The sequence below is a fragment of the Streptomyces sp. NPDC056738 genome (assembly GCF_042790435.1).
Taxonomy (GTDB): domain Bacteria; phylum Actinomycetota; class Actinomycetes; order Streptomycetales; family Streptomycetaceae; genus Streptomyces.
In genome coordinates this window covers 675376-701491 of the sequence record NZ_JBHTZF010000003.1, presented here as the reverse complement: position 1 = coordinate 701491, position 26116 = coordinate 675376, and the positions used below count along the sequence as shown (strand labels likewise).

General features: G+C 71.7%; 21 protein-coding genes and 1 tRNA gene. 14 read left to right on the top strand and 8 right to left on the bottom strand.

Features of this window, described 5'->3' with window-relative positions:
* Positions 1–153 precede the first annotated feature (153 nt).
* From ACFRIC_RS10680 to ACFRIC_RS10670, 3 genes are all read left to right on the top strand, one after another.
* Complete coding sequence (locus ACFRIC_RS10680) at positions 154–1665, top strand: CHAD domain-containing protein (RefSeq protein WP_382782532.1); 1512 nt, start codon at positions 154–156, stop codon at positions 1663–1665.
* A 144-nt stretch (positions 1666–1809) separates the two neighbouring features.
* The gene (locus ACFRIC_RS10675) at positions 1810–3780 is read left to right on the top strand and encodes a TIGR03960 family B12-binding radical SAM protein (protein ID WP_382782529.1); all 1971 of its coding nucleotides are present in this window, start codon (positions 1810–1812) and stop codon (positions 3778–3780) included.
* A 180-nt stretch (positions 3781–3960) separates the two neighbouring features.
* Entirely contained in the window at positions 3961–4701 is a 741-nt protein-coding gene (locus tag ACFRIC_RS10670; RefSeq protein WP_382782526.1) for a hypothetical protein, read from the top strand.
* Positions 4702–4778: 77 nt separating this feature from the next.
* Here ACFRIC_RS10670 and ACFRIC_RS10665 read toward each other — a convergent pair whose 3' ends face one another.
* Positions 4779–5066, bottom strand: coding sequence for a hypothetical protein (locus ACFRIC_RS10665; protein ID WP_382782523.1), 288 nt, complete (start codon positions 5064–5066; stop codon positions 4779–4781).
* An 80-nt stretch (positions 5067–5146) separates the two neighbouring features.
* Here ACFRIC_RS10665 and ACFRIC_RS10660 point away from each other — a divergent pair, with 80 nt between their 5' ends.
* The gene (locus ACFRIC_RS10660; RefSeq protein ID WP_382782520.1) at positions 5147–5650 is read left to right on the top strand and encodes a hypothetical protein; all 504 of its coding nucleotides are present in this window, start codon (positions 5147–5149) and stop codon (positions 5648–5650) included.
* 34 nt (positions 5651–5684) lie between these two features.
* Here the strand turns inward: ACFRIC_RS10660 and ACFRIC_RS10655 are convergent, their stop codons facing one another.
* From ACFRIC_RS10655 to ACFRIC_RS10635, 5 genes are all read right to left on the bottom strand, one after another.
* The gene (locus ACFRIC_RS10655; RefSeq protein WP_382782517.1) at positions 5685–6368 is read right to left on the bottom strand and encodes a response regulator; all 684 of its coding nucleotides are present in this window, start codon (positions 6366–6368) and stop codon (positions 5685–5687) included.
* A gap of 101 nt (positions 6369–6469) precedes the next feature.
* A complete protein-coding gene (locus tag ACFRIC_RS10650) occupies positions 6470–7651 on the bottom strand; it encodes a sensor histidine kinase (protein ID WP_382782514.1) in 1182 nt (393 codons plus the stop codon).
* Positions 7652–7834: 183 nt separating this feature from the next.
* Positions 7835–10141, bottom strand: a complete 2307-nt coding sequence (locus ACFRIC_RS10645) for an MMPL family transporter (RefSeq protein ID WP_382782511.1) — start codon at positions 10139–10141, stop codon at positions 7835–7837.
* Positions 10142–10319: 178 nt separating this feature from the next.
* Positions 10320–10694: a VOC family protein gene (locus ACFRIC_RS10640; protein ID WP_382782508.1), complete on the bottom strand. Its 375-nt coding sequence runs from the start codon at positions 10692–10694 to the stop codon at positions 10320–10322.
* Between the two features lie 144 nt (positions 10695–10838).
* A complete protein-coding gene (locus tag ACFRIC_RS10635; RefSeq protein WP_382782504.1) occupies positions 10839–11309 on the bottom strand; it encodes a VOC family protein in 471 nt (156 codons plus the stop codon).
* A gap of 258 nt (positions 11310–11567) precedes the next feature.
* On the opposite strand from ACFRIC_RS10635, the gene ACFRIC_RS10630 reads away from it, so the two are divergent.
* Positions 11568–11927 (top strand): DUF1330 domain-containing protein, encoded by a 360-nt coding sequence (locus ACFRIC_RS10630; protein ID WP_382782501.1) that lies wholly within the window; start codon positions 11568–11570, stop codon positions 11925–11927.
* Between the two features lie 298 nt (positions 11928–12225).
* On the opposite strand, the gene ACFRIC_RS10625 is transcribed toward ACFRIC_RS10630, so the two are convergent.
* A complete protein-coding gene (locus tag ACFRIC_RS10625) occupies positions 12226–12399 on the bottom strand; it encodes a hypothetical protein (protein ID WP_382782498.1) in 174 nt (57 codons plus the stop codon).
* A gap of 103 nt (positions 12400–12502) precedes the next feature.
* Here ACFRIC_RS10625 and ACFRIC_RS10620 point away from each other — a divergent pair, with 103 nt between their 5' ends.
* Together ACFRIC_RS10620 and ACFRIC_RS10615 are read left to right on the top strand one after the other, a co-directional pair.
* Positions 12503–13987, top strand: coding sequence for an APC family permease (locus ACFRIC_RS10620; protein WP_382782496.1), 1485 nt, complete (start codon positions 12503–12505; stop codon positions 13985–13987).
* A tRNA-Cys gene (locus ACFRIC_RS10615) sits at positions 13973–14113 on the top strand. The genes ACFRIC_RS10620 and ACFRIC_RS10615 overlap by 15 nt, the downstream gene beginning before the upstream one ends.
* A gap of 170 nt (positions 14114–14283) precedes the next feature.
* Here ACFRIC_RS10615 and ACFRIC_RS10610 read toward each other — a convergent pair.
* Positions 14284–15045 (bottom strand): hypothetical protein, encoded by a 762-nt coding sequence (locus tag ACFRIC_RS10610; protein WP_382782493.1) that lies wholly within the window; start codon positions 15043–15045, stop codon positions 14284–14286.
* A gap of 341 nt (positions 15046–15386) precedes the next feature.
* Between ACFRIC_RS10610 and ACFRIC_RS10605 the strand changes: the two genes are divergently transcribed.
* From ACFRIC_RS10605 to ACFRIC_RS10575, 7 genes are all read left to right on the top strand, one after another.
* Positions 15387–16664 (top strand): hypothetical protein, encoded by a 1278-nt coding sequence (locus ACFRIC_RS10605; RefSeq protein ID WP_382782490.1) that lies wholly within the window; start codon positions 15387–15389, stop codon positions 16662–16664.
* A 48-nt stretch (positions 16665–16712) separates the two neighbouring features.
* On the top strand, positions 16713–17501 hold the full coding sequence (locus ACFRIC_RS10600) for a TIGR03936 family radical SAM-associated protein (protein WP_382782487.1): 789 nt from the start codon (positions 16713–16715) through the stop codon (positions 17499–17501).
* Between the two features lie 262 nt (positions 17502–17763).
* A complete protein-coding gene (locus ACFRIC_RS10595; protein WP_382782484.1) occupies positions 17764–21843 on the top strand; it encodes a ribonuclease E/G in 4080 nt (1359 codons plus the stop codon).
* Between the two features lie 256 nt (positions 21844–22099).
* Positions 22100–22420, top strand: a complete 321-nt coding sequence (gene rplU, locus ACFRIC_RS10590) for a 50S ribosomal protein L21 (protein ID WP_030601628.1) — start codon at positions 22100–22102, stop codon at positions 22418–22420.
* 16 nt (positions 22421–22436) lie between these two features.
* Positions 22437–22691, top strand: a complete 255-nt coding sequence (gene rpmA / locus ACFRIC_RS10585) for a 50S ribosomal protein L27 (protein ID WP_037618784.1) — start codon at positions 22437–22439, stop codon at positions 22689–22691.
* Between the two features lie 226 nt (positions 22692–22917).
* Positions 22918–24354, top strand: coding sequence for a GTPase ObgE (obgE, locus tag ACFRIC_RS10580; protein ID WP_382782479.1), 1437 nt, complete (start codon positions 22918–22920; stop codon positions 24352–24354).
* Between the two features lie 221 nt (positions 24355–24575).
* The gene (locus ACFRIC_RS10575) at positions 24576–26087 is read left to right on the top strand and encodes an integrin alpha (protein WP_382782476.1); all 1512 of its coding nucleotides are present in this window, start codon (positions 24576–24578) and stop codon (positions 26085–26087) included.
* Positions 26088–26116: the final 29 nt, after the last annotated feature.

Below are 26116 nucleotides of genomic sequence, written 5' to 3'. Positions count from 1 at the left end.
GGCGGGGCCGGCGGCGGGTCCGCCGGCCGGACGCCGGGTGGCGCCTCGGAGAACACGAGGTGACACCCGGGCCAACGGTGAAAAGCGCGCTCCGGCCAAGCCAGGGCCGATTGGGTACTGCCCACGGCCCGCAAACGCGTCTAGATTCGGTTCATGGCGGACACGAAGCGCGAGATCGAGCGTAAGTACGAAGGTCCGGCCGCCGAGGGCGGCACCGACATGCCCGACCTGACCGGCGTCCCCGGTGTCGCGGGCGTCCTCGACAAAGGTGTCGCCGAACTCGACGCCACCTACTACGACACGCCCGACCAGCGCCTCGCCGCCGACTCCCTCACCCTGCGCCGCCGCACCGGCGGGGACGACGCCGGCTGGCACCTGAAACTCCCCGTCTCCGAGGGCGTGCGCGACGAGATCCAGGCCCCCCTCTCCGACACCGTGCCCCGCGCCATCGCCGGACTCGTCCGCTCCCGCGTACGCGACGCCGAACTCGTCCCCCTCGTACGCCTGCGCTCCGCCCGTGACATCCGCCACCTCGTCGACGACTCCGGCGCCCTGCTCGCCGAGGTCAGCCTCGACCGCGTCCGCGCGGACCGGCTCGGCGGCGGCAAGGGCAGCGCCGCGTGGACCGAGCTCGAGGTGGAACTCGCCGACGACGGCGACCCCGCGTTCCTCGACAAGGTCGAGAAGAAGCTCCGCAAGGCCGGCCTCAGCCGCTCCGCCGCCTCCTCCAAACTCGCCAGGGCGCTCGACACGACCGGCAAACGCGCCAAGAAGCCCGCCGCCCGCAAGGACCCGGCCACCGCCGGCGACCACGTCCTCGCCTACCTCCGCGCCCAGTACGACGCCATCGTCGAACTCGACCCCGCCGTCCGCCGCGACCTCCCCGACTCCGTGCACAGCATGCGCGTCGCCACCCGCCGGATGCGCAGCACCTTCCGCTCGTACGGGAAGATCCTCGACCGCGCCGTCACCGACCCGATCGGCGACGAGCTGAAATGGCTGGCCGGCGAGCTCGGCGTCGACCGCGACCAGGAGGTCCTCACCGAGCGGCTCACCGAATCCCTCGCCCAACTGCCCCGCACCCTGCTCTCCGGACCCGTCCGCACCCGGCTGCGCACCTGGGCCCACGCCCGCCACGGCGGCTCCCGGCGCCGCCTGATCGCCGTCCTGGACGGAAAGCGGTACCTGGCGCTGCTGACCGCGCTCGACGCGCTCGTGACCGACCCGCCGCTGCTCAAGGCGGCCGCCGGCGACCCGGCGAAGGTGATCGCCAAGGCCGTCCGCAAGGACTTCGGAAAGGTCTCCGAACTCGTCGAGCAGGCCCTGGACCGGCCGCCGGGCGCCGACCGCGACCACGCCATGCACGAGGCCCGGAAGAAGGCCAAGCGCACCCGCTACGCCGCCGAGGCCGCGGCCCCGGCCCTCGGCGGGCCCGCCGCCGGCCTGGTCAAGTCGATGAAGTCGCTCCAGAGCCTCCTCGGCGACCACCAGGACAGCGTGATGACCCGGGAGGCCCTGCGGGAACTGGCGGGCCTGGCCCACGCGGCGGGGGAGAGCTCGTTCACGTACGGGGTGCTGTACGGCCGCGAGGAGCAGCGGGCGGCGGCCGCCGAGGCAGCCCTGCCGGGGGCCTGGGAGACGATCGAGGCGCAGACGGCGGTCTGAGGGGGGTTGCCGGAGCCATGAGACGGCTCTGACCTCGGGCTTTCGTCCGGCCGCGGGGTCCGGTGTCCGTCCGGCGGTGCGGCGGGCCCCTCCGGCCGCGTTACGCTAGATGGTCACCCCCATCAGCTCACGAAGGTTCGCGAGATGCCTGCCGAAACCGCCGTGTCGGTCTTCCCACAGCTCGAAGCTCTGCTCCCGCATGTGCAGAAGCCGATCCAGTACGTCGGCGGAGAGCTCAACTCCACGGTCAAGCCCTGGGAGTCGTGTGACGTCCGCTGGGCCCTGATGTACCCCGACGCCTACGAGGTCGGCCTGCCCAACCAGGGCGTCATGATCCTGTACGAGGTGCTGAACGAGCGCGAAGGCGTCCTCGCCGAGCGCACGTACAGCGTCTGGCCGGACCTCGAGGAGCTGATGCGCGAGCACCGGGTCCCGCAGTTCACCGTGGACAGCCACCGCCCCGTGAAGGCCTTCGACGTGTTCGGCCTGTCCTTCTCCACGGAGCTGGGCTACACGAACATGCTCACGGCCCTGGACCTGGCCGGCATCCCCCTGGAGTCGAAGAACCGCACGCTCGACGACCCGATCGTCCTCGCGGGCGGACACGCTGCCTTCAACCCCGAGCCGATCGCCGACTTCATCGACGCGGCGATCATCGGTGACGGCGAGCAGGCCGTGCTCGACATGACGGAGATCATCCGCGCCTGGAAGGCCGAGGGCCGCCCCGGAGGCCGCGAGGAGGTGCTGTTCCGCCTCGCGAAGACGGGCAGCGTCTACATCCCCGCCTTCTACGACGTCGAGTACCTCCCCGACGGCCGGATCGGCCGCGTGGTCCCGAACAAGTCCGGCGTCCCGTGGCGCGTGTCCAAGCACACGGTGATGGACCTGGACGAGTGGCCCTACCCGAAGCAGCCCCTCGTGCCCCTGGCCGAGACGGTCCACGAGCGCATGTCCGTGGAGATCTTCCGCGGCTGCACCCGCGGCTGCCGCTTCTGCCAGGCGGGCATGATCACCCGTCCGGTGCGCGAGCGTTCCATCACGGGCATCGGTGAGATGGTCGAGAAGGGCCTGAAGGCGACGGGCTTCGAGGAGGTGGGCCTGCTGTCGCTCTCCTCGGCGGACCACTCGGAGATCGGCGACATCGCCAAGGGCCTGGCCGACCGGTACGAGGAAGACAAGATCGGCCTCTCCCTCCCGTCGACCCGCGTGGACGCCTTCAACGTCGACCTCGCCAACGAGCTGACCCGCAACGGCCGGCGTTCGGGCCTGACCTTCGCCCCCGAGGGCGGCTCCGAGCGCATGCGCAAGGTCATCAACAAGATGGTCTCGGAAGAGGACCTGATCCGGACCGTCTCCACCGCCTACGGCAACGGCTGGCGCCAGGTGAAGCTGTACTTCATGTGCGGCCTGCCGACGGAGACGGACGAGGACGTCATGCAGATCGCCGACATGGCGATGAACGTGATCGCCGAGGGCCGCAAGGTCTCCGGCCAGAACGACATCCGCTGCACGGTGTCCATCGGCGGGTTCGTCCCCAAGCCGCACACCCCCTTCCAGTGGGCCCCGCAGCTCTCCGCCGCGGACACGGACGCCCGCCTGGAGAAGCTCCGCGACAAGATCCGCGGCGACAAGAAGTACGGCCGCTCGATCGGCTTCCGCTACCACGACGGCAAGCCCGGCATCGTCGAGGGCCTGCTCTCGCGCGGCGACCGCCGCATCGGCTCCGTCATCCGCGCGGTCTACGAGGACGGCGGCCGCTTCGACGGCTGGCGCGAGCACTTCTCGTACGACCGCTGGATGGCCTGCGCCGACAAGGCCCTCGCCCCCTTCGGCGTCGACGTCGACTGGTACACCACCCGCGAGCGCACCTACGAGGAGGTCCTGCCCTGGGACCACCTGGACTCGGGCCTCGACAAGGACTGGCTCTGGGAGGACTGGCAGGACTCCCTGGACGAGACAGAGGTCGAGGACTGCCGCTGGACCCCGTGCTTCGACTGCGGGGTGTGCCCGCAGATGGACACCCACATCCAGATCGGCCCCACCGGCCAGAAGCTGCTGCCGCTGACGGTCAAGAACGCAGGTCCGACACCGGCGGCCACGGGTCACTCTCACTGACGTGAGTCTCGCGAGCCCCCCTTCTCATCGACGAGGGGGGCTCGTCGGCGTCCGGATGCAGGTGAGTTCGTGGGCTGGACGCTGCCGATGCCCCGGCGGGTGGCCGGCGCGTCGAGGCGGTGATCCGATGAGGTGAGGGTCGGATGAGCGGGGGAAATCCGGGGGCTTACGCTCCCGGGCATGACCAAGTTCTACGCCACCGTGTGTCTGCCGCCGACCGCGCCCCGCAAGATCCCGCAGGCTGTGGCCGCCGCCCTGGCGCCCTACGACGCCAACCTCACCCAGGACTGGAATCCGGTCGGCCACTGGGACTGGTGGGCCATCCACTCCGCCCCGGGCAACGCCTATCTCGTACTGCCTCGGCACGACGGGGACCGCCGCCTCGTCACCGCCTCGACCGTGCCGCGCCGGAAGGCCAAGCTCGATCGCCTTGGGCCGCTGGAATGCTACGGAGGGCCCCGGGGGCTGCTCGACTTCGACGGTATGCGGGAACGGGCGGGGCGCGCTCATGACGCCCTGCTCACCGCCTGGACCGAGCTGACCGCGATACACCCGGCGGCCCGCCCGCTCACCGACTTCCTCGATCGCCACGAGGCGGATCCCGAGAGCTACTCCCCGTCGGACGCCAGGAGGGAGCACCTGGCCCAGCCGCTGGTGCAGGAGGTGGCCCAGAGGGCCGTCGCGGGCGACCCGCACTTCGACATGTCGTTCCTGGTCAACGACCCGGTCGCCTACTTCGCGCAGGAACACGAGGAAGCCCGGCTCGGGTCGGTCCGGTGCGCCGTGCCCGGCTTCGCCCTGGTCGGGCTCGACGGCTCGTGGACGGACGCGGACACGGACGGCTACTGGGAACGGGCCAACCGCTATCTCGACGGCCTCGACGGTGACGCCGTCGTGCTCGACCTGCTCTGTCACTACTGAGCCGTCGGACCGGCCACCGGTGGCGGCTGTCGCATCCCCCGGCGGATCAGCGGTCAGCGGCTCAACCGTTCGACGGCTCAACGGCGAAGCTGAGCCAACCCGATCAACCCCGTGGCGAGCAGCATCACCATGGCTCCGGACATCGTCACCGTGAAGCGGACGTCCTGCGATGTGATCAGCAGGCCTCCGACCAACTGGGCGGCGAGTGCGGTCGTCATGGCGAGCTGCGCCCAACCGAAGAGAGCCGGGCGGACGATCCGGCCGCGCAGCCACGGTGGCAGCCAGCCCCGGCCAAGCGTGGCGACCGCCCCGCAGGCGACAAGCACCGCCATCGAGCCGAGCAACGCGGCCATGTACGAACTCACGATTCGGCCCTCCGGTTCCGGAGGGGGGAGCATGGCACACCGACGTCTGAGACTGGATGGCAGGGCTGGGAGACTTCGGCATGACTTATTCCAACTCCCGGTTCTCCCTTGCCGTTTGCGGCGTGGCGGCGTCGGTGTTCCTTGTCGCTTCGTGCGGCGGCTCCGGCGGTGGTGAAGGGGAAGGCGTCAACGCCCCGCCGTCGTCCTCCGCGTCACGCGCGTCACGCGCGTCTCGTACGACGGACGAGGCGTCCGAGAAGGAGCTCACCGAGCAGGCCCAGGCGGCCCTCGCCGCCGTGCACAGCGGGGCGATGGTCGAGGCCGGGGTCGAGCGGGTGGGGGACGGGATCCATACCGAGCCCAGCCTGAGTGAGGGCCGGACGTACAGGCTCAGCCTGGTCTGTTTCGGTGGTGGCAGTGCCCGGCTGGCCTTCGTACCGGCGAGCGCCGGCGCGGAGACCCAGGTGCCGTGTGATCAGTCGGTGGTCCAGCAGCGGATCACGGCGGGGAAGCGGGTGCACATCGATGTCGACGGGGCCAAGGGATCGACCGGCGTGATCGCCTGGCAGGTGGACGCGATCTGAGCCGGTGAGGCCTCCCGGTGGTGAGGGGGCGGAGTCACGGCGTGGTGGGTGGGCCGGACTGGACGAGGCCTGACTGGTAGGCGGCGACGACCAGTTGGGCCCGGTCGCGGGCGTGGAGCTTGGTCATGGCGCGCTGGACGTGGGTGCGGACGGTCAACGGGCTGAGGCAGAGGGTGTCGGCGATGTCCGTGTTGGACATGCCGCGGGCGGCCATGATCATGACTTCGCGTTCGCGTGCGGTGAGGGAGCTGATCTGGTCCGGCAGTTCCGTGTCGGAGGCCGGTTCGGGTGTGACCAGAAAGCGGCTGACGAGCATCTTGGTGGCGGCGGGGGACAGGAGGGCGTCGCCGTCCGCGACCGTACGGATGGCGCCGAGGAGGGCGTCGGCTGTGACGTCCTTGCCGAGGAACCCGCTGGCTCCGGCGCGCAGCGCGCGGGCGACGTACTCGTCGGTCTCGAACGTGGTCAGGATGAGGGTGCGGACGTCCGAGAGGGCGGGGTCGGCGCAGATGGCCGTCGTGGCGGTCAGGCCGTCGGTGCCGGGCATGCGGATGTCCATGATCACGATGTCGGGGCGGAGGGTCCCGGCGAGGGCGACGGCCTCCGCGCCGTCGGACGCCTCCCCGACGACCTCCAGATCCTCGGCGGAGTTGATCAGGATGCGGAAGGTGTCCCTGAGAAGGGCGTGATCGTCGGCGAGGAGCACTCGGATGGTCATGGGGTTCCCGGATCAGTGGTGGACATCAGAGGACATCAGGGGTTGAGATCGGTGGTCGAGATCAGCGGGTGGGCATCAGACACGAGGGTCAGAAGCGGAGATCAGAAGTGGAGGGGGAGTTCGGCGGTGGCTGTGTAGCCGCCGTCGGGGCGGGGGCCCGCGGTGAAACGGCCTCCGGCGGACAGAGCGCGTTCGCGCATGCTGATGAGTCCGAACCCGGAGTCCACGGACGTCGCGGCGGTCGGGGTCGGGTGTCCTCGCTCGTTGCTGATCTCGATTCTCAGCACCTCGTCCGTGTAGGTCAGTGTCACCTGCGCCGTGGGGGTGCCGGCGTGCTTGGAGACGTTGGTCAGGGCCTCCTGGATGATCCGATAGGCGGTCAGGTCCACGGCGGGGGAGAGCGGCCGGGTCTCTCCCTCGGACGTGACGGCGACGTCCAGCCCCGTGGTCGCGAGGGCCGCCACCATGGTGGGGAGCTGCTCGAGTTTCGGGGCCGGCTGGAGCGGTGAGTCGGAGTCCTCGGGGCGGCGCAACAGCCCCACCGTCGCCTTCAGTTCGCGCAGGGCGGTGGCGGTCGTGCCGCTCAGGCCGGTGATCAGTTGCTCCGCCTGCCGGGGGTCGTCGCGGATGAGGTGCGCGGCGGTGACCGCCTGGGCGTTGGCGAGCGTGAGGTGGTGGGCCACGACGTCGTGGAGTTCACGGGCGATGCGTACCCGCTCCTCCGCCACCCGGCGCAGCGCTTCCTCCTCGCGGGTGTGTTCCGCGTGTTCGGCACGGGCCCGCAGCGAGTCGGTGAACGCGCGGCGCAGCCGCAGGGCGGAGCCCCAGGCGACGGGGAGGAGCAGGGCGAGAGCCGGGTTCAGCGTCACGATGATGAAGCTGGCGTAGCGGGGTGCCTGCACGATCGCGATGGGGACCATGACCACGACCACGCCGAGGCCGTAGAGGTGGGCGGTGCGGCGCTCGTCAAGAAGCGCGAGCCAGAACAGCGCCACCATGACGGGGGCCAGCAGAAGCATGGTGGTGAGGTAGCCGACACTCACCGCGGCGATGGCGCAGACGCCGGTGACGACGACGACCGTACGAGGGCGGGTCCGGCGCCACAGCAGGGCGGCGGTGGCGATGACGCCCAGGATCAGCCCCGGCCACCAGGGGATCGGTTCCCGTACGTCCCACGTGCCGAAGAAGCTCGCCGAGACCACGCAGGCGAGTACGCAGGTCAGCAGTACCGCGTCCATGACGTGCGGGTGGTTGAGGGCAAAGCGGCGGGCGGCGCTGGGCATCGCGGTCTCCGGTTGCGGTGGCTGTCGGGTCCATGGTGGGGCATCCGCCGGTGAAGGCCGGTGAGGGCCGCCTGATGACATCGGGCGGCCCTCACCGGGGTGTGCTCCGCTTGGTGACATGCGGCGGCCCTCACCGGGGTGTGCTCCGCCTGGTGTCGTCGGGCGGCCTTCACCGGGGTGTGCTCAGACTCCGGCGGTTTCCCGTGGCTTCTCGTCGGGCTGTGCCGAGGGGGTGTCGTGCCGGGTGAGCGCCTCCCCTTCGATGTCCACGCGCGGGAGCATGCGGTCGAGCCATCGGGGCAGCCACCAGGCGCGGTGGCCTAGGAGGGCCAGGACGGCCGGTACGAAGGCCATGCGGATGACGAAGGCGTCGAAGAGGACGGCGATGGCGAGCCCGAAGCCGATCATCTTGATCATGGACTCCCCGGCGGTGATGAAGCCGGAGAACACGCTCATCATGATCAGCGCCGCCGCGACGACGACGCGTGCGCTGTGACCGAACCCGGTGACCATGGCCCGGCCCGGGGTCTGTCCGTGGACGTAGGCCTCTCGCATGCGGGACACGAGGAAGACCTGGTAGTCCATGGCCAGGCCGAAGACGATGCCGACGAGGAAGATCGGCATCATGCTCATGATCGGGCCGGTCGAGTCCACGCCGAGGAGGTCGGCGGCCCAGCCCCACTGGAACACCGCGACGACCGCGCCCAGCGAGGCCAGGACGGACAGCAGGAACCCGACGGCCGCCTTGACGGGGACCAGCACCGATCGGAAGACGATCAGCAGGAGCAGGAAGGCCAGCCCGACCACGACGGCCAGGTAGGGGATCAGCGCGCTCTGCATCTTCTGCGCGACGTCGATGTTGGCCGCCGTCGTCCCGGTGACCTGGAACGTCGCGTCCGTCGCCGATTCCAGCCCCGGGCGCTCGCCGCGGATGGTGTGGACGAGGTTCTTGGTCGCCTCGCTGGTGGGCGAGGTGGACGGTGTGGCGGAGATGATCGCGGTGTCCCCGGCTTCGTTGAAGCGCGGCTTGGACACGGAGACCACGCCGTCCGTCGAGGCGATCTTCTTCGCGACGGTGTCGACGGCTCCCGCCGCGTCGGGGGCGCCCTGGGCGTCGACCACGATGGTCAGCGGGCCGTTGAAGCCGGGGCCGAAACCGTCCGCGAGGGCGTCGTAGGCACGCCGCTCGGTGGTGGCGGTGGACTTGGCCTCGTCGCCGGAGGTGCCCAACTGCAGATCGGTCACCGGCAGGGCGAGTGCTCCGAGTCCGACGACGGACAACAGGAGGACCGGCAGCGGGCGGCGCAGCACGAAGCGGGCCCACTTCGATTCACTGGCCCCGGCCGCCGGACGGGCGGCGGTCGCGAGGAGCGTCGCGTCGGCGCTGCCGGAGTTGCCGGCCCTGCCGCCGTTGCCGACCCGGCCGGTGTCGGCGACCTCGCCGGCGCGGCCGGCCTTGCGGTTCAGGCGGCGCAGGCGTCGGGGCAGGACCGCGTTCGGCCAGAACCCGAGCAGCGCGGGAACCAGGGTCAGCGCGATGACCACGGACAGCAGGACCGCTCCGGCGGCCGCGAGCCCCATCTTGGTCAGCATGGGGACGCCGACGATCGACAGTCCCGCGAGGGCGACGACGACGGTGAGCCCGGCGAAGACGACGGCGGAGCCCGCGGTGCCGACGGCCCGGCCGGCCGCCTCCCGCGGCGTGTGGCCCCTGCCTCGCTCCTCCCTGTACCGGGAGACGATGAACATCGCGTAGTCGATGCCGACCGCGAGGCCCAGCATGGTGGCCAGGGTTCCCGTCGAGGACGACAGACCGAAGGCACTGCTCAGGGCCGTGATGGCGAGCATGCTGGTGGCCACGCCGATGACGGCCGTCAGCAGGGGCAGTCCGGCCGCCGCCATGGATCCGAAGGTCACCAGCAGGACGAGCGCGGCCACCAGCACACCCGCCGCCTCGCCCACACCGCCGGCCTCGGTCTGCGCGGCCAGGGCGTTGCCGCCGGTCTCGACGGTGAGGCCGGCCTGCCGCGCGTCACTCAGCGCCTGCTGGAGCTCGCTCTTGCTGCCGTCCGTGATGTCCTTGGCCGTCACCTTGTAGGTGACCGTGGCGTAGGCCGTGCTGCCGTCCTTGCTGACCGCGTTCGCCTGGAACGGGTTCACCGCGCTCGCGACCTGGTCACCGGCGGCGGCATCGGTGACCGTCTTCTCGATGGCCTCGCGGTTGTCGGCGGCCGTGACCTTCTGTCCGTCCGGCGCGACGAAGACGATGCGCTCGCTCGCCCCGTCGGCCGCGCTGCCGGGGAAGCGCTGGTCGATGAGGTCGAAGGCCTTCTGGGACTCGATTCCCGGCATCGATGACGAGTCGTCGGAGCCGGCGGTGGCCGTCAGGCCCTTGAAGCCGACGACGGCCACGACGGCCACCCACAGCAACAGGACCCAGCGGCGCTTCCGGAAGGCCGTCTGGCCCAGCCGGTAGAGGAAGGACGCCATGACAGGGGATCTCCACATCTGGTCTCGGGAATCTTCCACAAGACTCCAAGACCAGCGGCGTTCCGTCGTCGTGCGGCTGCCGACAATCCGGCCTACTGCAGGCGCACTACTCCGGTCCGCCGGACCGCTGCCGGAGAAGGACCTTCGACCCTGGTGGCGAGGCGCGGCACGGGCGGCGTCAGCCGGCCGGGATCGGCTGGGTGAGGTTCACCGGGTTGCCGTCGGGGTCCTTGATGTGGGCGACGCGCTGCCCCCACGGCATGTCGTTGGGACCGCCGCTGACCGAGCCGCCCAGTGCCGTCACCCGGCCGAGCGTCTCGTCGACGTCGTCGACACCGATGCTGAGCAGGATCCGCGGTGCCGCTCCCGCGTCGGTCTCCGCGCTCTCCTTGGTCACCAGCCCGAGGTCGGTGTCGCCGATACGCAGGCCGAGGTAGAAGGCCGGGCCCTCTTCCGGTACCCGGAAGATCTGCTCGGCGCCGAACAGCTTCGTATAGAAGGCGACCAGCACGTCCTGGTCGGCAGTGATGATCACAGGCTGGATGGTGGACATGGCACTCCTGTAGGGACGGTCGTGTTACGGGTCGGCGCGCCAGGCCACCCGGCCGCCGGCCCGAGAGGCCCCCGTGCGGTGGGGGGGGCTCCTGGGCCGACGGCCGGGCGTCACGACGACGGCGTACGTGGGGAGCGCGGTGGGTCAGGCCGGGGTGTCGGCTTCCTGCGCGGAGGCCGCGAACGCCTCGGGGCCCTGTTCGGCCGCCGCCGGATCCATCCACATGACCTGCCAGCCGTGGCCGTCGAGGTCGTAGAAGCTGCGTGAGTACATGAAGCCGTAGTCCTCGGCCCCGTCCACCTCGGTGCCGCCCGCCGCGAGCGCGGCGGCACTGACCGCGTCGACCTCGTCGCGGGACGCGGCGCTGAAGCAGTACAGCGCCAGCGTGTGCGTCGTGGGATCGGCCATCGGCAGCTTCGCGAACTCCGCGAACTTCTCGCGGGTGAGCAGCATGACGAAGGCGTCCTCGCCGACCAGCATGCAGGCGGCGGTGTCGTCGGTGAACTTCGGGTTGAAGGCGAACCCGAGCTTGGCGAAGAACGCCTTGCTGCGCTCGAGGTCGGTCACGGGGATGTTGAGGAACAGCATGCGGCCGGGGTGTGCGGGAGTCGTCATGGTGGCTCTCCAGTCGGTGGCTCGATGGCGTACGTCTTGGTAGACCGGGCCGGCCGACGGAACTCATCGGTGGCGGCGGTGCCTACCTCCGAGGTAATCGCGGCGCCGGACCGCCCTGGCTACGTTTGCGGCGTCGTACCGGAACGCGCGACAACGAATCCCCTACCGGGACGACTGTCCTACCGGGATCGACCGTCCTGCCTGGACGACTGTCCTGCCTGGACGACCGTCCCGCCGCAACGAATGAAGGAGCCGGACATGCCCGCCTACGGGTTCGCGCATCTGCGCGACCGCCGTCATCACCCGGACATCCTCGAGTACCTCAGGAGGATCCAGGGCACCCTCGACCCGTTCCACGGCCGCTTCCTGATCCACGGTCCGCCGACGGCGGTCGTGGAGGGCGACTGGCCGGGGACCATGGTCCTGATCGAGTTCCCCGGCCTGGCCGAGGCCCGCGCCTGGTACGAGTCCCCCGGATATCAGGAGATCCTCAGGCTGCGCGCCGACCACATCGACGGGGACCTCGTCCTGGTCGAGGGCGTCGGCCCCGGGTACGACCCGCGTGAACGCGCGGAGAAGCTCCAGGCGGAGACGTCCAGGGACGGGAAGCCCGCCTGATCCGCCGCCGCGCCGACGTCCCTGATCCGCCGCCGCGCGGGCGTCCTCGACCACGCCCCGAACCGACGGCAGGGGCCGCTCGACCAGTTCGCTCGACCGGTTCACTCGACCGGTTCGGTCGACCGGCTCGTACGGCCCCTGACCTGGGCCGGTTCGGGGGCCTAATGGCTGAACTCGTCATGTCGCTTCGTCGGAGGGCGACGCTCGGACCGTAGATTCTCCGACTGGCCACCCCGGGCCTCATGGACAGGGAGTTGGAGTGAGGGCCACTTCCACGCCGGGTCCGTGCCGGGTCCTGTCACGGCTTGAAGGAGTCCTTGGCCCGCTCCTTCGTACCGCGCAGCCTGCCCCGTGTCTCCAGAGCGGCGCCTTTCGCCGCGAGGGTCTCCTTGTGCATCGCGTGGGCCGCCTTCCGCACGGTCTTTCCCACGACCTGTTCGGCCTTCGCCCTGGCCCGTTCTCCGGCACTCATGGCAGCACCTCCGCGGCATCTCACCACCGGGTTCCCCGGTGACCGAGCGGAAACACCGATCCGGCGGGTACGCCCCCGCCGCGCACCGAAGGCGGGTACCGACGTGGTGGAAGCAGCTTCGCCGAGTTCGGAGGAAACCGAGGACTCCGCTGTCCTCGGGGGTTATCGGCCGGAGCTGAAGCGGACGCTCGGATCCTTTCAGGTGTTCGCGATCTCGTTCGCGTTCATCTCGGTGGCGGTCGGCATCTTGTCCACCTACGACGACGTGCTCCAGCACGCGGGCCCGGTCGGGATCTGGCTGTGGGTCGTGGCGACGGTGGGACAGGTGCTGGTCGCGCTGGTGGTGGCGCAGCTCGCCGGGCGCATCGCGCTCAGCGGCTCGTCGTACCAGTGGGCCTCGCGGCTGGCCAACCCCAGGGTCGGGTGGGGATTCGGCTGGCTGACCTTCTGCTATCTGGCGATCGCGGTGGCGGCGATCGCCAACGCGCTCGCGAGCCAGGCGCTCATGCCGCTCGTCGGCATGGACCCGGACGAGGGCACCGCTCGTGTGATCACGCTGGTGATCCTGCTGATCCAGACCGTGATCGTGGTGGCGTCCACCCGCATCGTCAGCCTGATCAACTCGGCCGCGGTCGGGCTGGAGCTGACCTTGGTCGTGGTCGTGGCGCTCGTACTCGCCATCGTCGTCGCGGTCACCGGCCGAGGCTCCCTCGGCAACCTCACCTCACGCGGCGTCACCGAGCACGCCCCCCACTACTTCGATCTCGGCGGCGGGCTGATGATCGCGATGATCATGGGCCTCGCCACGCTCGTGGGCTTCGACTCCGCCGCGAACCTCGCCGAGGAGGCGAAGGATCCCTTCCGCAGCGTCCCGCGCGCGATCGTGGCGTCGGTCGTCGCCGCCGGTGTGCTCGGGATGGCGTTCCTGATCTGTCTCACGGTGGCGATCGAGGACATCCCGGGGGTCACCGCGAGTGAGTCACCGGTCGCGGTGATCATGCGTGACCGGTTGGGGCCGGGGATGGAGAAGGTGCTGCTGGCGGCGATCGCGGTCGCGTTCTTCGGCGCCGGGACGGTGGTGATGGCCTCGTGCTCGCGGATCGTCTTCGCGATGGCGCGTGACGGGCGGTTCCCCGCCCACCAGGTGATGCGCCGCGTCAACCCGCGCACCCGTACGCCGATCCCCGCGACCGTCCTGATCCTGGTCGTCGGGGTCGCCCTGATGGTCGCGCTGCCGGGTGACGCGCTGATCCAGCTCATCACCGCGAGCACGATCATTCCGGCGCTCGTCTACGGCGCCACGATCGTCCTGTATCTCTCGGTGCGCCGCCGGCTGGACCGCAACAAGGGTGCCTTCGACCTGGGGCGGTTCGAGCTGCCGGTCGCGATCTGCGCCCTGGTCTGGACGGTGGCGTCCCTGGTCATGCTGATCTCGCCGTCCGAGGCGCTGGTTCCCTCGCTGATCGTCGTGGGCCTGATCGTGGTGGGCGGGCTGTTCTTCGCCGGCCTGCTGATGTTCAACCGCGAGGCGCTGGACACCGAGCCCGGAATGCCGGACCGCTCGTCCTCGAGCGCCGACGTGGCGTAGCGCCGCCCGCCATATTCGTATGCCCGGACCGTCGGCCGACGTTACTGTTGACGTCGTTCAGGTGCGCAGGTTGCGGCTACTTCTCCTGCAAAGAGAGCGACGCGGGTTCGAATCCCGCCGCCGGCCCCGGCCGGTGTCGTCCAGCGGCCCAGGACGCTACGTCGCCGCCACCGACTCCGATCTCTGAACGCTCGGACCGAGCCGCCCGCCCCGGGACCTCCGGGTGGGCGGCTTCGTCGTGCGGGCCGGACGTTCCGGGGACCCTCGGAGTCCTCGGGCACGCCTCCGCGGGCCGGTCATACGCCGCCGTTGAGGGCGTCGGGCACCGGCTGGCGGGAGACCAGGATCCAGGCCTTGGGGCGGCCCGAGCGGTCGGCGCAGTTCAGCGTCGCGGGGTGCGTGGTGGTGAACGCGACGCAGGCCGCTTCCCAGATCTGGCCGGTGGTGGTGATGACGTCGAACTTGACGCGCCTCACCGTGGTGGACCGGTTGTGCGCGTTGACGGCGACGTCGCAGGGCAGGCCGGCCGCGCCGCCCGCGGGATAGTCGGGACGGGCGGTGAGGTCGGTCCACAGGAAGGTCTGCTTCTCGCCGGTCCGCTGGTCGCGGATGCCCGCGTACGTCCGTCCGCCGGTCAGCGCGAGGCGGATCTCGAAGTCCTCCGCCTCCTGCGCGGCGTCGATCCCGACGCAGGGGCCGGTCGGACCCGTCGGGCCGGCCTCGCCCCGGGGGCCGGTGGCTCCGGTGGCCCCGGTCTCTCCGCGTGGACCCTGGGGACCGGCGGGGCCGGGCGCGCCTCTCGGGCCCCGGGGGCCTCGGCACCCCCTCCCGTTCTCGGGGTGTCCGCTCGCCGGGGCCCGGTCGTCCAGGTCGCGCGGTCTGCATCCGCCGTCCGGGGCCGCGGCCGTACGGTCGGACGCGGTCAGGTCCGCCGGTGTCGCGGGGCCGACCACTCCCGACGCCATCACCAGCGCCAGCGAGGCGACCACACCCGCCTTCTTGAACCGGCGGCGGGCCGGAGGGCCCAGCAGGTGCGCGGTCCGGGACTCAGGATTCATAAGGGGGTGCTCCTCGCCGATCGGTGGATTTCCCTGAAGCCGATCGCGAGCTTGACCGTGGACGCCGGTGGGACCGGCGCATTCCATGGAAACGCGCCCTACACATCATCAGATCAGCCCAATTAGGGGCCACCTGATGGATCTTGCTCAACTGTCGCCCGGTAGTTCGGGGTTGGACTTACTGCGGCCGATCGGGTGCCGTGAACCGGGCTCGGCTCCCGGCGGTCCGGCGCCGTCGGGAGAGAGCGAGAGGTAGCCGCCGGAAGGCGGCGCGGCCGGGGCGCGCCACGGAGGTGCGGACTTGTCGCATCCATTGTGGTGACCGCTGCGTCTAGGCAGGTATGGATCTGGAAAAACCGTCCGCCGCGCAGCCCGGCCCGCCGTCCGCCGCCCGGCACGGTGAGCAGGCCGTCGGCCGGCCCGGCACGCAGGCCGAGGGGTGTCTCGTCGTCGCGATCCGCCTCCCGGTGCGGATCGTCGTGCTCGTCCTCGTCGTGCCGGTACGGATGGTGTGGGACGCGCTCGTCGTCGCCGGAAGGTTTCTTCGGGACACGCTGCTCCGGCCGCTGGGGCGCGCTCTCGGGCTGGCCCTCGGATGGGTGGCGCGGGCGCTGTTCGTGTGGCCCTGGGTGGCGCTGTGGCGTCACGTCCTCCGCCCCGTCGGCGGAGCACTGGCCCGGCTCGGGCACGTGCTGCTGGTCGTACCGGCGGTCTGGCTGTACCGCGCGGTCCTGACGCCGGTCGGGCACGCCCTCGCCTGGACGGCCCGGAGGACCGGTGCCCTGCTCGCCCTGGTGTTCAGGGCGGCCCTGGCCGCGTTCATGTGGTCCGTCGGGGGCGTCCTGACCGCACTCGATCGGGTCCTCGGCGCTGTCGAGGCCGTGTGCGGCTGGGTGTACGCGCGGCTGCTCACGCCGGTCGGACGGGCCGTCGCCCGGTTGCTCAAGGGCGTCGGCATGGTCCTCGCGGCCGTCGCGTACGGGGTGTACGCCGTGGTCGCCTGGCTGGTGCGGTACCTGCTGGTGGTCCCCGCCCTGTGGCTGTACACCTGGGTCCTCACCCCCGTCGGCAGGGCGATCGCCTTCCTCGCCGAGGGGTTCGTGCGGATCGTACGGACGGTCCTCCTGTGCATCGGCGCCGCGCTGTACTGGACCGCCCGCGTCCTGCTCGTCCTTCCCGCTCTCGCCCTGTGGCGCTGGGTCCTGGTCCCCGTGGGGCGGGCCCTCGCCGTCGTGGCCCGGGAGGTCGGAGAGGCCCTCGGGCACGCGTGGCGGATCGCCGGGTACGTCTCGCGCGCCGTCGGACGGTTCCTCGCGCGACTTTTCCGCTGGACCTTCGTGGAGCCGGTCCGCTGGGTGTACCGGACCGTGCTGACACCGGTCGGGCACGCCGTGCGCGATCTGGTGCTGAGGCCCGCCGCCGAGGTGGCGCGCGGGATCCGGCGGACGGCGCGGCAGGCGCTGGAATCCGCCCGGGACAGCGCCCGGCAGGCCCGCGCCGACTTCCGGCGGATGCTCTTCGGGACGCCCCCGGAACCACAGCCGGTCGCCCGGCGGGAACCGGCGGGCGGTGAGACACGTACTCTTGGTAGCAGTACGACCGCACTCATGAAGGACTGAGCGACACTGGGCAAGCGACAGCCCGAAGGCCCGCCGCCCGCACCCGCGGTGCAGCGCATCCGACTGCGCTACACCAAGCGCGGCCGCCTCCGGTTCACCAGCCACCGTGACTTCCAGCGCGCCTTCGAGCGTGCCCTGCGCCGTGCCGCCGTACCCATGGCGTACTCGGCAGGGTTCACGCCGCATCCGAAGGTGTCGTACGCCAATGCCGCACCCACCGGCACGGGCAGCGAGGCGGAGTATCTGGAGATCGCGCTCACGGACCGGCGCGACCCCGAGAAGCTGCGCGAGCTCCTCGACGAGTCGATGCCCCAGGGGCTCGACATCACCGAGGCGGTCGAGGCCCGCGTCTCGGGTCTCGCCGACCGGCTCACCGCCTCCGTGTGGGAGATGCGCCTCGACGGCGTGGACCCGGCGGAAGCGGAGCGCGCGGTGGAGGCCTTCAACGCGGCCGAGACCGTGGAGGTCAGCCGCAGGACCAAGAACGGCATGCGGACGTTCGACGCCCGCAGTGCCGTGGCGAGCCTGGGGACGACCCTCGAGACGCACAGTCCACAGGCTGATAGGCCGACCGACCAGCCCTGTGCGATACTGCGGCTGGTTGTTCGGCACGTGACGCCTGCCGTTCGACCCGACGACGTCCTGTCCGGTCTTCGCGCCGTGGCCGACCTGGCGCCGCCGGTCGCCGCTGCGGTGACCAGGCTGGCGCAGGGGCTGTTCGATGAAGAGACCGGCACGGTGACCGACCCGCTCGCGCCCGACCGCGAGGCAGTCGCAGCCGCCCCAGCCGATCGCACAGGGGCCGCCGAAGCTGCCGCCGCGAAGGCGTCGGCGTAAGGAAGGTCCCGCGTAAGGACCGTTGTCGTAGCGCAGCCCTCGTATCCGGGAGCCACCTGGGTCGGGCGGCGCACCGACCTTAAGACTTTCGCCAGGCCGTACGCACACATGGCGTACGGAACCGGCGAGACAGGACACAGAGAGCTCCCGTGCGGCGCCCGCGCCCCGGACGGCGGCACCGCGCAACGCGCGAGCCGCGGACGTCACCGGCATTCGCCGGACCAGGCGCGGCGCCCGGGAGCCTGACGGGAGATCCACCCGCATGCTCGAGCCGACCGAACCCACCGAGGGTTCCGAAAACAACAACACCCCCAGCGACACCCTGCCGCCGCGGCGCCGCCGCCGCGCAGCGTCGCGCCCCGCCGGTCCGCCGGTCGCCGCCTCCGAGGCTGCGGCCGAGACCACCGCGCCGGCCATACCGGCCGTGGCGTCCGCCGACCTCGTGGCGGGGGAGACCCCCGCCGGGTCCGTGACCTCCGCCGATGTCGAGGCCGAGGAGACGGACGAGACCGAGGAGGCCGCCGAGGCGGCCGCGGTCGAGGAGACCCCGGAAGCCCCCGTCGAGGCCCCCGCCGGGACCGAGGACGCCGCTCCGCGTCGCACGACCCGCCGTCGCGCCACCCGCCGTGCCTCCGCACCCGCCGGTGCGCCCGCCGCGGCCCAGACCGCGCAGGCCGAGCCCGCGCAGGCCGAGACCGTCGAGCCCGCCGCCGTCGCCGAGCCCGAGAGCCGGCCCGTCGAGGAGACCCCGGCCGCGGCCGAGGAGAGCGCGCCCGCCGGCCGTACGCGCCGCCGCGCCACCCGCCGCGCCTCCGCACCCGCCGGTGCGCCCGCCGCGGCCGAGACCGCCGAGGTCGCCACGAGTGCCGCGGAGCCGGTGGCCGTACCCGCCGAGGCCGAGCCCGAGGCACCCGCCGCCGAGCCCGTCGCCGAGGAAGCCGCCCCGCGTCGCACGACCCGCCGTCGCGCCACCCGCAGGGCCACCGCGCCCGCCGGTGCGCCCGAGGGCGACACCGCCGACGAGCGTGTGGAGGCGCCCGTGAGCAGCGAGAGCAAGCCCGAGGAGCCGGCGCGGACGGAGGCCGTCGAGGCCGAGGCCGCGCAGACCGAGGCACCGGAAGCCCGGCAGGCCGAGGCCGCGCAGACGGAGGAGGGCGGCCCGCGCCGCGCCCGTCGCCGCGCCACCCGCAAGGCCGCCGTCGGTTTCTCCGCGCCCGCCCAGAAGGACACCGAGGAGTCCTCGGGGCGCCCCGCCCGTCCCGCCGTCGCCGTGTTCCAGGCGCCGGTCTTCACCGAGCCGATGTTCCAGACGCCCGAGCGCGCCGCCGCCGCGGCCGCCGCGGAGGCGGCCGAGGCCGCTGAGGCCCCCGAGCCCGTCGAGACCGCGCAGGAGCAGCCGGCCGGCCGCAGGCGCCGTCGCCGCCGTGGCTTCGAGGACGAGCCGCAGGCCGTGACCGAGGAGCCGCAGGCGTCCGTCGAGGAGGCCGAGTCCGCCGAGGACGCGGAATCCGCCGAGGACGCCGAGGACGTGGAGGACGCCGTCGAGGGTGACGAGGGCGAGGAGGAGTCCGCGGGCTCCCGCCGCCGTCGTCGTCGCGGTGGCCGTCGCCGTCGCCGCGGCGAGTCCGCCGAGTCGGACGCGGACAGCGAGGCCGGCGAGGACGACATCGCCGCCGAGCAGGCCGCGCAGGACGCCGAGGACGCCGCGGAGCAGGCCGAGGAGGACGCCGAGGAGGCGGAGGAGCGCGAGGAGTCGGGCGGCTCCAGCAGCAGCCGTCGCCGTCGTCGCCGTCGCCGTCGCGCCGGTGACTCCGGCGGCGAGGCCGAGCAGCCCGGCGAGAACGACCCCGAGCGCACCGTCGTCAAGGTCCGCGAGCCGCGCGGCAGGCGCGAGGAGGCGCCCTCGGACGAGGTGCAGTCCATCAAGGGCTCGACGCGCCTGGAGGCGAAGAAGCAGCGCCGCCGCGAGGGCCGCGAGCAGGGCCGCCGCCGCGTCCCGATCATCACCGAGGCCGAGTTCCTGGCCCGCCGCGAGGCCGTCGAGCGCGTGATGGTCGTCCGCCAGAGCGGCGAGCGCACCCAGATCGGCGTCCTCGAGGACAACGTGCTCGTCGAGCACTACGTCAACAAGGAGCAGGCGACCTCGTACGTCGGCAACGTCTACCTGGGCAAGGTCCAGAACGTGCTGCCGTCGATGGAGGCAGCCTTCATCGACATCGGCAAGGGCCGCAACGCGGTGCTCTACGCCGGTGAGGTCAACTTCGAGGCGCTCGGCATGGCCAACGGGCCGCGCCGCATCGAGTCCGCCCTCAAGTCCGGCCAGTCGGTCCTCGTGCAGGTCACCAAGGACCCGATCGGCCACAAGGGTGCCCGTCTGACCAGCCAGGTCTCCCTCCCGGGCCGCTACCTGGTGTACGTGCCCGAGGGCTCGATGACCGGCATCAGCCGCAAACTGCCCGACACCGAGCGCGCGCGTCTGAAGACCATCCTCAAGAAGATCGTCCCCGAGGACGCGGGCGTCATCGTGCGCACCGCCGCCGAGGGCGCGAGCGAGGACGAGCTGCGCCGTGACGTCGAGCGTCTGCAGGCGCAGTGGGAGGACATCCAGAAGAAGGCGAAGAGCGGCAACGCCCCGACCCTGCTCTACGGCGAGCCGGACATGACCGTCCGTGTCGTCCGCGACATCTTCAACGAGGACTTCTCCAAGGTCATCGTCAGCGGCGACGAGGCGTGGGAGACCATCCACGGCTACGTCTCGCACGTGGCGCCCGACCTGACCGACCGGCTGTCGAAGTGGACCTCCGAGGTCGACGTCTTCGCGACGTACCGGATCGACGAGCAGCTCATGAAGGCGCTGGACCGCAAGGTCTGGCTGCCCAGCGGCGGCTCGCTGGTGATCGACAAGACCGAGGCCATGATCGTGGTCGACGTCAACACCGGAAAGTTCACCGGCCAGGGCGGCAACCTCGAGGAGACCGTCACCAGGAACAACCTGGAGGCGGCCGAGGAGATCGTGCGTCAGCTCCGGCTGCGCGACCTGGGCGGCATCGTCGTCATCGACTTCATCGACATGGTCCTGGAGTCCAACCGCGACCTGGTGCTGCGGCGCCTGCTCGAATGCCTGGGCCGCGACCGTACGAAGCACCAGGTGGCCGAGGTGACCTCGCTGGGCCTCGTGCAGATGACCCGCAAGCGGGTCGGCCAGGGTCTGCTGGAGTCCTTCTCCGAGACCTGTGTCCACTGCAACGGCCGCGGTGTCATCGTGCACATGGAGCAGCCGACGTCCATCGGCGGTGGCGGCAAGCGCAAGAAGCGCGGCCGCGGCGGTGCCGAGCAGACCCACGAGCACGACCACGACCACGAGCTCACCCACGAGACGGCCGAGGAGCCCGAGGCCGAGACGGAGGCCGAGGTGGCCGCCGAGGTCGCCGCGCCGGTCGCCGTGGCCGACACCGAGTTCCAGCCGGACGAGGAGTTCTACGGCAGCGCCGCCGAGGCGGAGGCCGCGGTCACCCGTGGCCGTTCGCGTCGCCGTGCCTCCCGCCGCGCGTCCGCTCCGGCCGGTGCGCCGCGCACCGAGGAGCGCGCTCCCCGCACGAGGCGCGAGGAGCGGGCCGAGCGTGCCGCCGCGCGGTCCCGTGAGGCCGCCGAGGCCGAGCCGTTCGCGGCGGAGGACCCGGTCGTCGAGGCGCCCGCCGCCGAGCAGCCGGTCGCCGAGGCTCCGGCCGAGACCGTCGAGACCGTCGAGGCCCCCGTGGCGGAGGCCGAGGCCGCTCCCCAGGGCCGTACGCGCCGTCGTGCGACCCGCAAGGTGTCGGCGCCGGCCGGTTCGCCCAAGTCGGCCGAGGAGGCCGTCGTGACGGTCACGGAGCCGGTCGCCGCGCCCGTCGCCGAGGCCCCCGCGCAGAGTGCCGACGAGACGGAGACGGCGCCCGAGCCGGTGGCCGAGGCCCCCGCCGCGAGCGCCGCGCCGGCCCGTCCGCGCCGTCGTGCCGTGCGCAAGGCCACCGCGCCCACCGCGTCCGAGGAGGCGGCCGTCGTGGTCGTCCCGTCGGCCGCCGCGGAGCCGGTCGCCGAGTCCGAGTCCGCCGGGCCGGAGGCCGCCGAGGCCGACGCCGAGGCGCCGGCCGCCAAGAAGGCCGCGGCCCGCAAGACGGCCAAGAAGGTGACGGCGAAGAAGGCCGCCACCAAGAAGACCGTCGCCGCCAAGAAGACGGCCGCGAAGAAGACCACGGCCAAGAAGGCGACCACGAAGAAGACGGCCGCCAAGTCCACGGCGAAGAAGACCGCGGCGGCCGAGCAGACGCTCTCCACCGTCACGGCCTCCACCGACGAGAGCTGAGGCTCCCGCACGATCCCCGGCCCGCTCGACACGCGGGCCGGGGATCGCGCGTGACCGGTGGCACACTCGCGGGGCCCGGCCTGGTTTGACCCTTTCGGTCGTGGCCCCGTAACCTTGACCGTCGGCGTGTCCCCTGACGCGCCGCACCCCGTAAACCTCTTCCTCTCGGACACCCCGGTGACCGGGAGAGGCCTTCCGTGTTCATTCCCGGTCGGCTGGACTGCGGGGTTCCGTTCCGAGCGAAAGAGAGATCCGCGTGTACGCCATCGTGCGCAGCGGTGGTCGCCAGCACAAGGTTGCTGTCGGCGACATCGTTGAGGTTGACAAGATTTCCACCGCCAAGGTTGGCGACACGGTCGAGCTCTCGACCCTGCTCGTTGTCGACGGCGAAGCCGTGACGAGCGACCCCTGGGTCCTTGCCGGCATCAAGGTCCAGGCCGAGGTCGTGGACCACCACAAGGGCGTCAAGATCGACATCCTTCGCTACAAGAACAAGACCGGCTACCGCCGTCGTCAGGGCCACCGCCAGCAGTACACGGCGATCAAGGTCACTGAGATCCCCGCGGCTGCGAAGTAAGGGTAGGGACTGAGACATGGCACACAAGAAGGGCGCATCGTCCACTCGGAACGGTCGCGACTCCAACGCTCAGCGGCTCGGTGTGAAGCGCTTCGGCGGTCAGACCGTCAACGCCGGTGAGATCCTGGTCCGCCAGCGTGGCACCCACTTCCACCCCGGCGTCAGCGTCGGCCGTGGCAAGGACGACACGCTGTTCGCGCTGGCCGCCGGTGCGGTCGAGTTCGGCACGCACCGCGGCCGCAAGGTCGTGAACATCGTTCCGGTCGCCTGATCCACTCCCGTCGAGGCTGATCCGGTTCCACGCGGACCGGATCGAAGGCCTCGGGGCCCAGGCTCCGTAGAACCGAAGTTCTTCGCGAGGCGGACCTCACTTCCCCCACGGGAAGCGGGTCCGCCTTTCGCGTGTTACGCAAGAGACATTCCCGTACGTACTGAAGTATCCGAAGTACGTACGCACTGAAGTAACCGATGTAACCGAAGTGCTGGAGGCACCCCACATGACCACCTTCGTGGACCGCGTCGAGCTGCACGTCGCCGCGGGTAGCGGAGGTCACGGCTGTGCCTCCGTACACCGGGAGAAGTTCAAGCCGCTCGGCGGCCCGGACGGCGGCAACGGTGGCCGTGGCGGTGACGTGATCCTGGTCGTCGACCAGTCCGTCACCACGCTGCTCGACTATCACCACTCACCGCACCGCAAGGCCACCAGCGGCAAGCCCGGCGAGGGCGGCAACCGCTCCGGCAAGGACGGCCAGGACCTGGTCCTGCCCGTGCCGGACGGCACGGTCGTGCTCGACAAGGCGGGCAACGTCCTCGCGGACCTCGTCGGCCAGGGCACCTCGTACGTCGCCGCCGAGGGCGGCCGCGGCGGCCTCGGCAACGCGGCGCTGGCCTCGGCCCGCCGCAAGGCGCCGGGCTTCGCGCTGCTCGGCGTGCCCGGAGGCATGCAGGACATCGTCCTGGAGCTGAAGACCGTCGCCGACGTGGCTCTCGTCGGCTACCCGAGCGCCGGCAAGTCCTCGCTCATCTCGGTCCTGTCCGCCGCCAAGCCGAAGATCGCGGACTACCCCTTCACGACCCTCGTCCCGAACCTGGGCGTGGTGACCGCGGGCGAGACCGTCTACACCATCGCCGACGTGCCCGGCCTCATCCCCGGTGCGAGCCAGGGCAAGGGCCTCGGCCTGGAGTTCCTGCGCCACGTGGAGCGGTGCAGCGTGCTCGTGCACGTCCTGGACACCGCCACCCTGGAGTCCGAGCGCGACCCGATCTCCGACCTCGACATCATCGAGGAGGAGCTCAAGCAGTACGGCGGTCTGGACAACCGTCCGCGCATGGTCGTCCTCAACAAGATCGACGTGCCGGACGGCAAGGACCTCGCGGAGATGGTCCGCCCCGACCTGGAGTCGCGCGGCTACCGCGTCTTCGAGGTGTCCGCGGTCGCCCACATGGGCCTGAAGGAGCTGTCCTTCGCGCTCGCCGAGCTGGTCGCGCAGTCCCGGGCCGCGAAGCCCAAGGAGGAGGCGACCCGGATCGTCATCCGCCCGAAGGCGGTCGACGACGCCGGCTTCACCGTGGTGCAGGAGGAGGACGGCCTCTACCGCGTGCGCGGCGAGAAGCCCGAGCGCTGGGTGCGCCAGACCGACTTCAACAACGACGAGGCCGTCGGCTACCTCGCCGACCGGCTCGCGCGCCTCGGTGTCGAGGAGAAGCTGATGAAGGCGGGCGCCCGCTCCGGCGACGGCGTCGCGATCGGCCCCGAGGAGAACGCGGTCGTCTTCGACTGGGAGCCCACCGTCATGGCCGGCGCCGAGATGCTGGGCCGCCGCGGTGAGGACCACCGCTTCGAGGCCCCGCGCCCCGCCGCCCAGCGCCGCCGGGACCGCCAGGCGGAGCGGGACGAGTCGGAGAAGGAGTACGACGACTTCGAGCCGTTCTAGGTCTCGACCGGCTCGGAGGCCGCGGCGGGGCCGTTCCGGGTCTCGACCGGCTCCGCGGCCGCCCCGGGTGAACGCGAGGGAAACCCAGGGCATGGCCAGGACAACCAATCGGCCGGGCCGTCAGTCGTAACGGGCGTGGAGAGGATCTTCCTCTCCACGCCCGTAGTGCGTTCCGCCCCGGATGCGGACGCCGCCCCAGGTCCCCCCAGGTCAGGAACCACATGCCGCGTCGCCGTTCCTTCCTCGTTCGCCGTCGGCCCTTCCTCATCGGCGCCGGTGTCGCCCTGGCCGCGGGCGCGCTGGCCGTGCCCGCCGTCAACGCCGTGCCCGTGCCGACGGCCGGCTCCACCACGCCGAGCGCCAAGCGGCTGCACGACGACTTCAACGGCGACGGCTACGCCGACCTGGCGATCGGGGCGCCGGGCACCAAGGAGAGCGGTCTGCAGGGCGCCGGGGCCGTCAGCGTCCTGTACGGCGCCTCCGGCGGACTGTCCACCGCGCGCAAGCAGGTGCTGACCGCGCCCGGACACGGCGGCGGCGACACCCCCGAGTCCGGCTACGGCACAGGTCTGCGGAGTGCCGACCTCGACGGCGACGGATACGCGGATCTGCTCTCGTCCGTCGCGGTGTCGGTGATGGACGTCGACAGCGGTTACGCCGTGGTCGTCAACTGGGGTGGCCCCAAAGGACTGTCGGCGACTCCCACCCGGATCGCATGGAGCCCGTACTACGAGTGGCGGGGAGAGTTCACCGTCGGTGACGTGGACGGCGACAAGCACCCGGATCTGGTGACGGCGGGTGCCGAGCAGTGGCTCTCCGACGACCCGGACGTCCAGCCGGAGGAGGACGGGACGGTGTGGCACGGCCCGTTCAACCGCGGCGGCGGCAACGCGGGCAAGGACCACTTCACCGTCGACCCGCGGACGTCCCTGTACAAGCCGGTGATGGCGGCCGGTGACGTGACCGGGGACGGGGTGGCCGACCTCGCGGTGACCACCGGGGACGCGGGCGCGCGCACCACGAGACTCCTCGTCGGCGGCAAGGACGGCTTCACCGACAAGGGCCTCCTGCGGGACGCCCGGGGCCGTGCCGTCGCGGGCGAGGACATCGCGATCGGTGACGTGAACCGGGACGGCTACGGCGAGGTGATCGTCGGCCGCTCAGCGTCGGACGGCGCCGGATCGCCCGCCAAGGGCGGCGCGGTGGGCGTCGTCTACGGCGGCCCCGGAGGAGCCTCGGCCACCCGCAAGCCCGTGTGGATCAGCCAGGACACCCCGGGTGTGCCCGGAACCGACGAGAACGGCGACGGCATGGGCACCGGCCTGTCCGTCGGAGACACCGACGGCGACGGCTACCTCGACGTGGCGACCGGGCTGCCCGGCGAGGACGTCGGCAGCGTCACCGACGCCGGCGGCGTGCTCGTGCTCAGGGGCGGCGCCTCGGGGCTGACGGGCACCGGCGCCAGGTCGTTCACCCAGAGCACCTCCGGTGTGCCCGGCACGGCCGAGCGGCTGGACCGCTTCGGCGCCGAGACCGCCCTGGTCGACGGCGACGGCGACAAGAAGGACGGCCTGATCGTCGGCGACCCGGACGAGAACGCGGGCAACGGCGCCGTGTGGACCTTCTCCGCCGGCTCCGGCGGCGTCACGGCGAGCGGTTCGGCCTCCTTCGGCGGGGCCACCCTGGGCCTGGCCGCGACCGGCTCCGGCTTCGGCCGGTCCCTCGGCGACTGACTCCGCCCGCCGGGTGCCCCGGATGCCCC

Bases quoted from the DNA above. Each gene is read 5' to 3' on its own strand.
- ACFRIC_RS10645 (WP_382782511.1), bottom strand. From the start codon at position 10,141: ATGGCGTCCTTCCTCTACCGGCTGGGCCAGACGGCCTTCCGGAAGCGC.
- obgE (WP_382782479.1), top strand. From the start codon at position 22,918: ATGACCACCTTCGTGGACCGCGTCGAGCTGCACGTCGCCGCGGGTAGC.
- ACFRIC_RS10610 (WP_382782493.1), bottom strand. From the start codon at position 15,045: ATGAATCCTGAGTCCCGGACCGCGCACCTGCTGGGCCCTCCGGCCCGC.
- ACFRIC_RS10655 (WP_382782517.1), bottom strand. From the start codon at position 6,368: ATGACCATCCGAGTGCTCCTCGCCGACGATCACGCCCTTCTCAGGGAC.
- ACFRIC_RS10625 (WP_382782498.1), bottom strand. From the start codon at position 12,399: ATGAGTGCCGGAGAACGGGCCAGGGCGAAGGCCGAACAGGTCGTGGGA.
- ACFRIC_RS10680 (WP_382782532.1), top strand. From the start codon at position 154: ATGGCGGACACGAAGCGCGAGATCGAGCGTAAGTACGAAGGTCCGGCC.
- ACFRIC_RS10670 (WP_382782526.1), top strand. From the start codon at position 3,961: ATGACCAAGTTCTACGCCACCGTGTGTCTGCCGCCGACCGCGCCCCGC.
- ACFRIC_RS10575 (WP_382782476.1), top strand. From the start codon at position 24,576: ATGCCGCGTCGCCGTTCCTTCCTCGTTCGCCGTCGGCCCTTCCTCATC.
- ACFRIC_RS10650 (WP_382782514.1), bottom strand. From the start codon at position 7,651: ATGCCCAGCGCCGCCCGCCGCTTTGCCCTCAACCACCCGCACGTCATG.
- ACFRIC_RS10640 (WP_382782508.1), bottom strand. From the start codon at position 10,694: ATGTCCACCATCCAGCCTGTGATCATCACTGCCGACCAGGACGTGCTG.
- ACFRIC_RS10660 (WP_382782520.1), top strand. From the start codon at position 5,147: ATGACTTATTCCAACTCCCGGTTCTCCCTTGCCGTTTGCGGCGTGGCG.
- ACFRIC_RS10630 (WP_382782501.1), top strand. From the start codon at position 11,568: ATGCCCGCCTACGGGTTCGCGCATCTGCGCGACCGCCGTCATCACCCG.
- ACFRIC_RS10635 (WP_382782504.1), bottom strand. From the start codon at position 11,309: ATGACGACTCCCGCACACCCCGGCCGCATGCTGTTCCTCAACATCCCC.
- ACFRIC_RS10605 (WP_382782490.1), top strand. From the start codon at position 15,387: ATGGATCTGGAAAAACCGTCCGCCGCGCAGCCCGGCCCGCCGTCCGCC.
- rpmA (WP_037618784.1), top strand. From the start codon at position 22,437: ATGGCACACAAGAAGGGCGCATCGTCCACTCGGAACGGTCGCGACTCC.
- ACFRIC_RS10675 (WP_382782529.1), top strand. From the start codon at position 1,810: ATGCCTGCCGAAACCGCCGTGTCGGTCTTCCCACAGCTCGAAGCTCTG.
- ACFRIC_RS10595 (WP_382782484.1), top strand. From the start codon at position 17,764: ATGCTCGAGCCGACCGAACCCACCGAGGGTTCCGAAAACAACAACACC.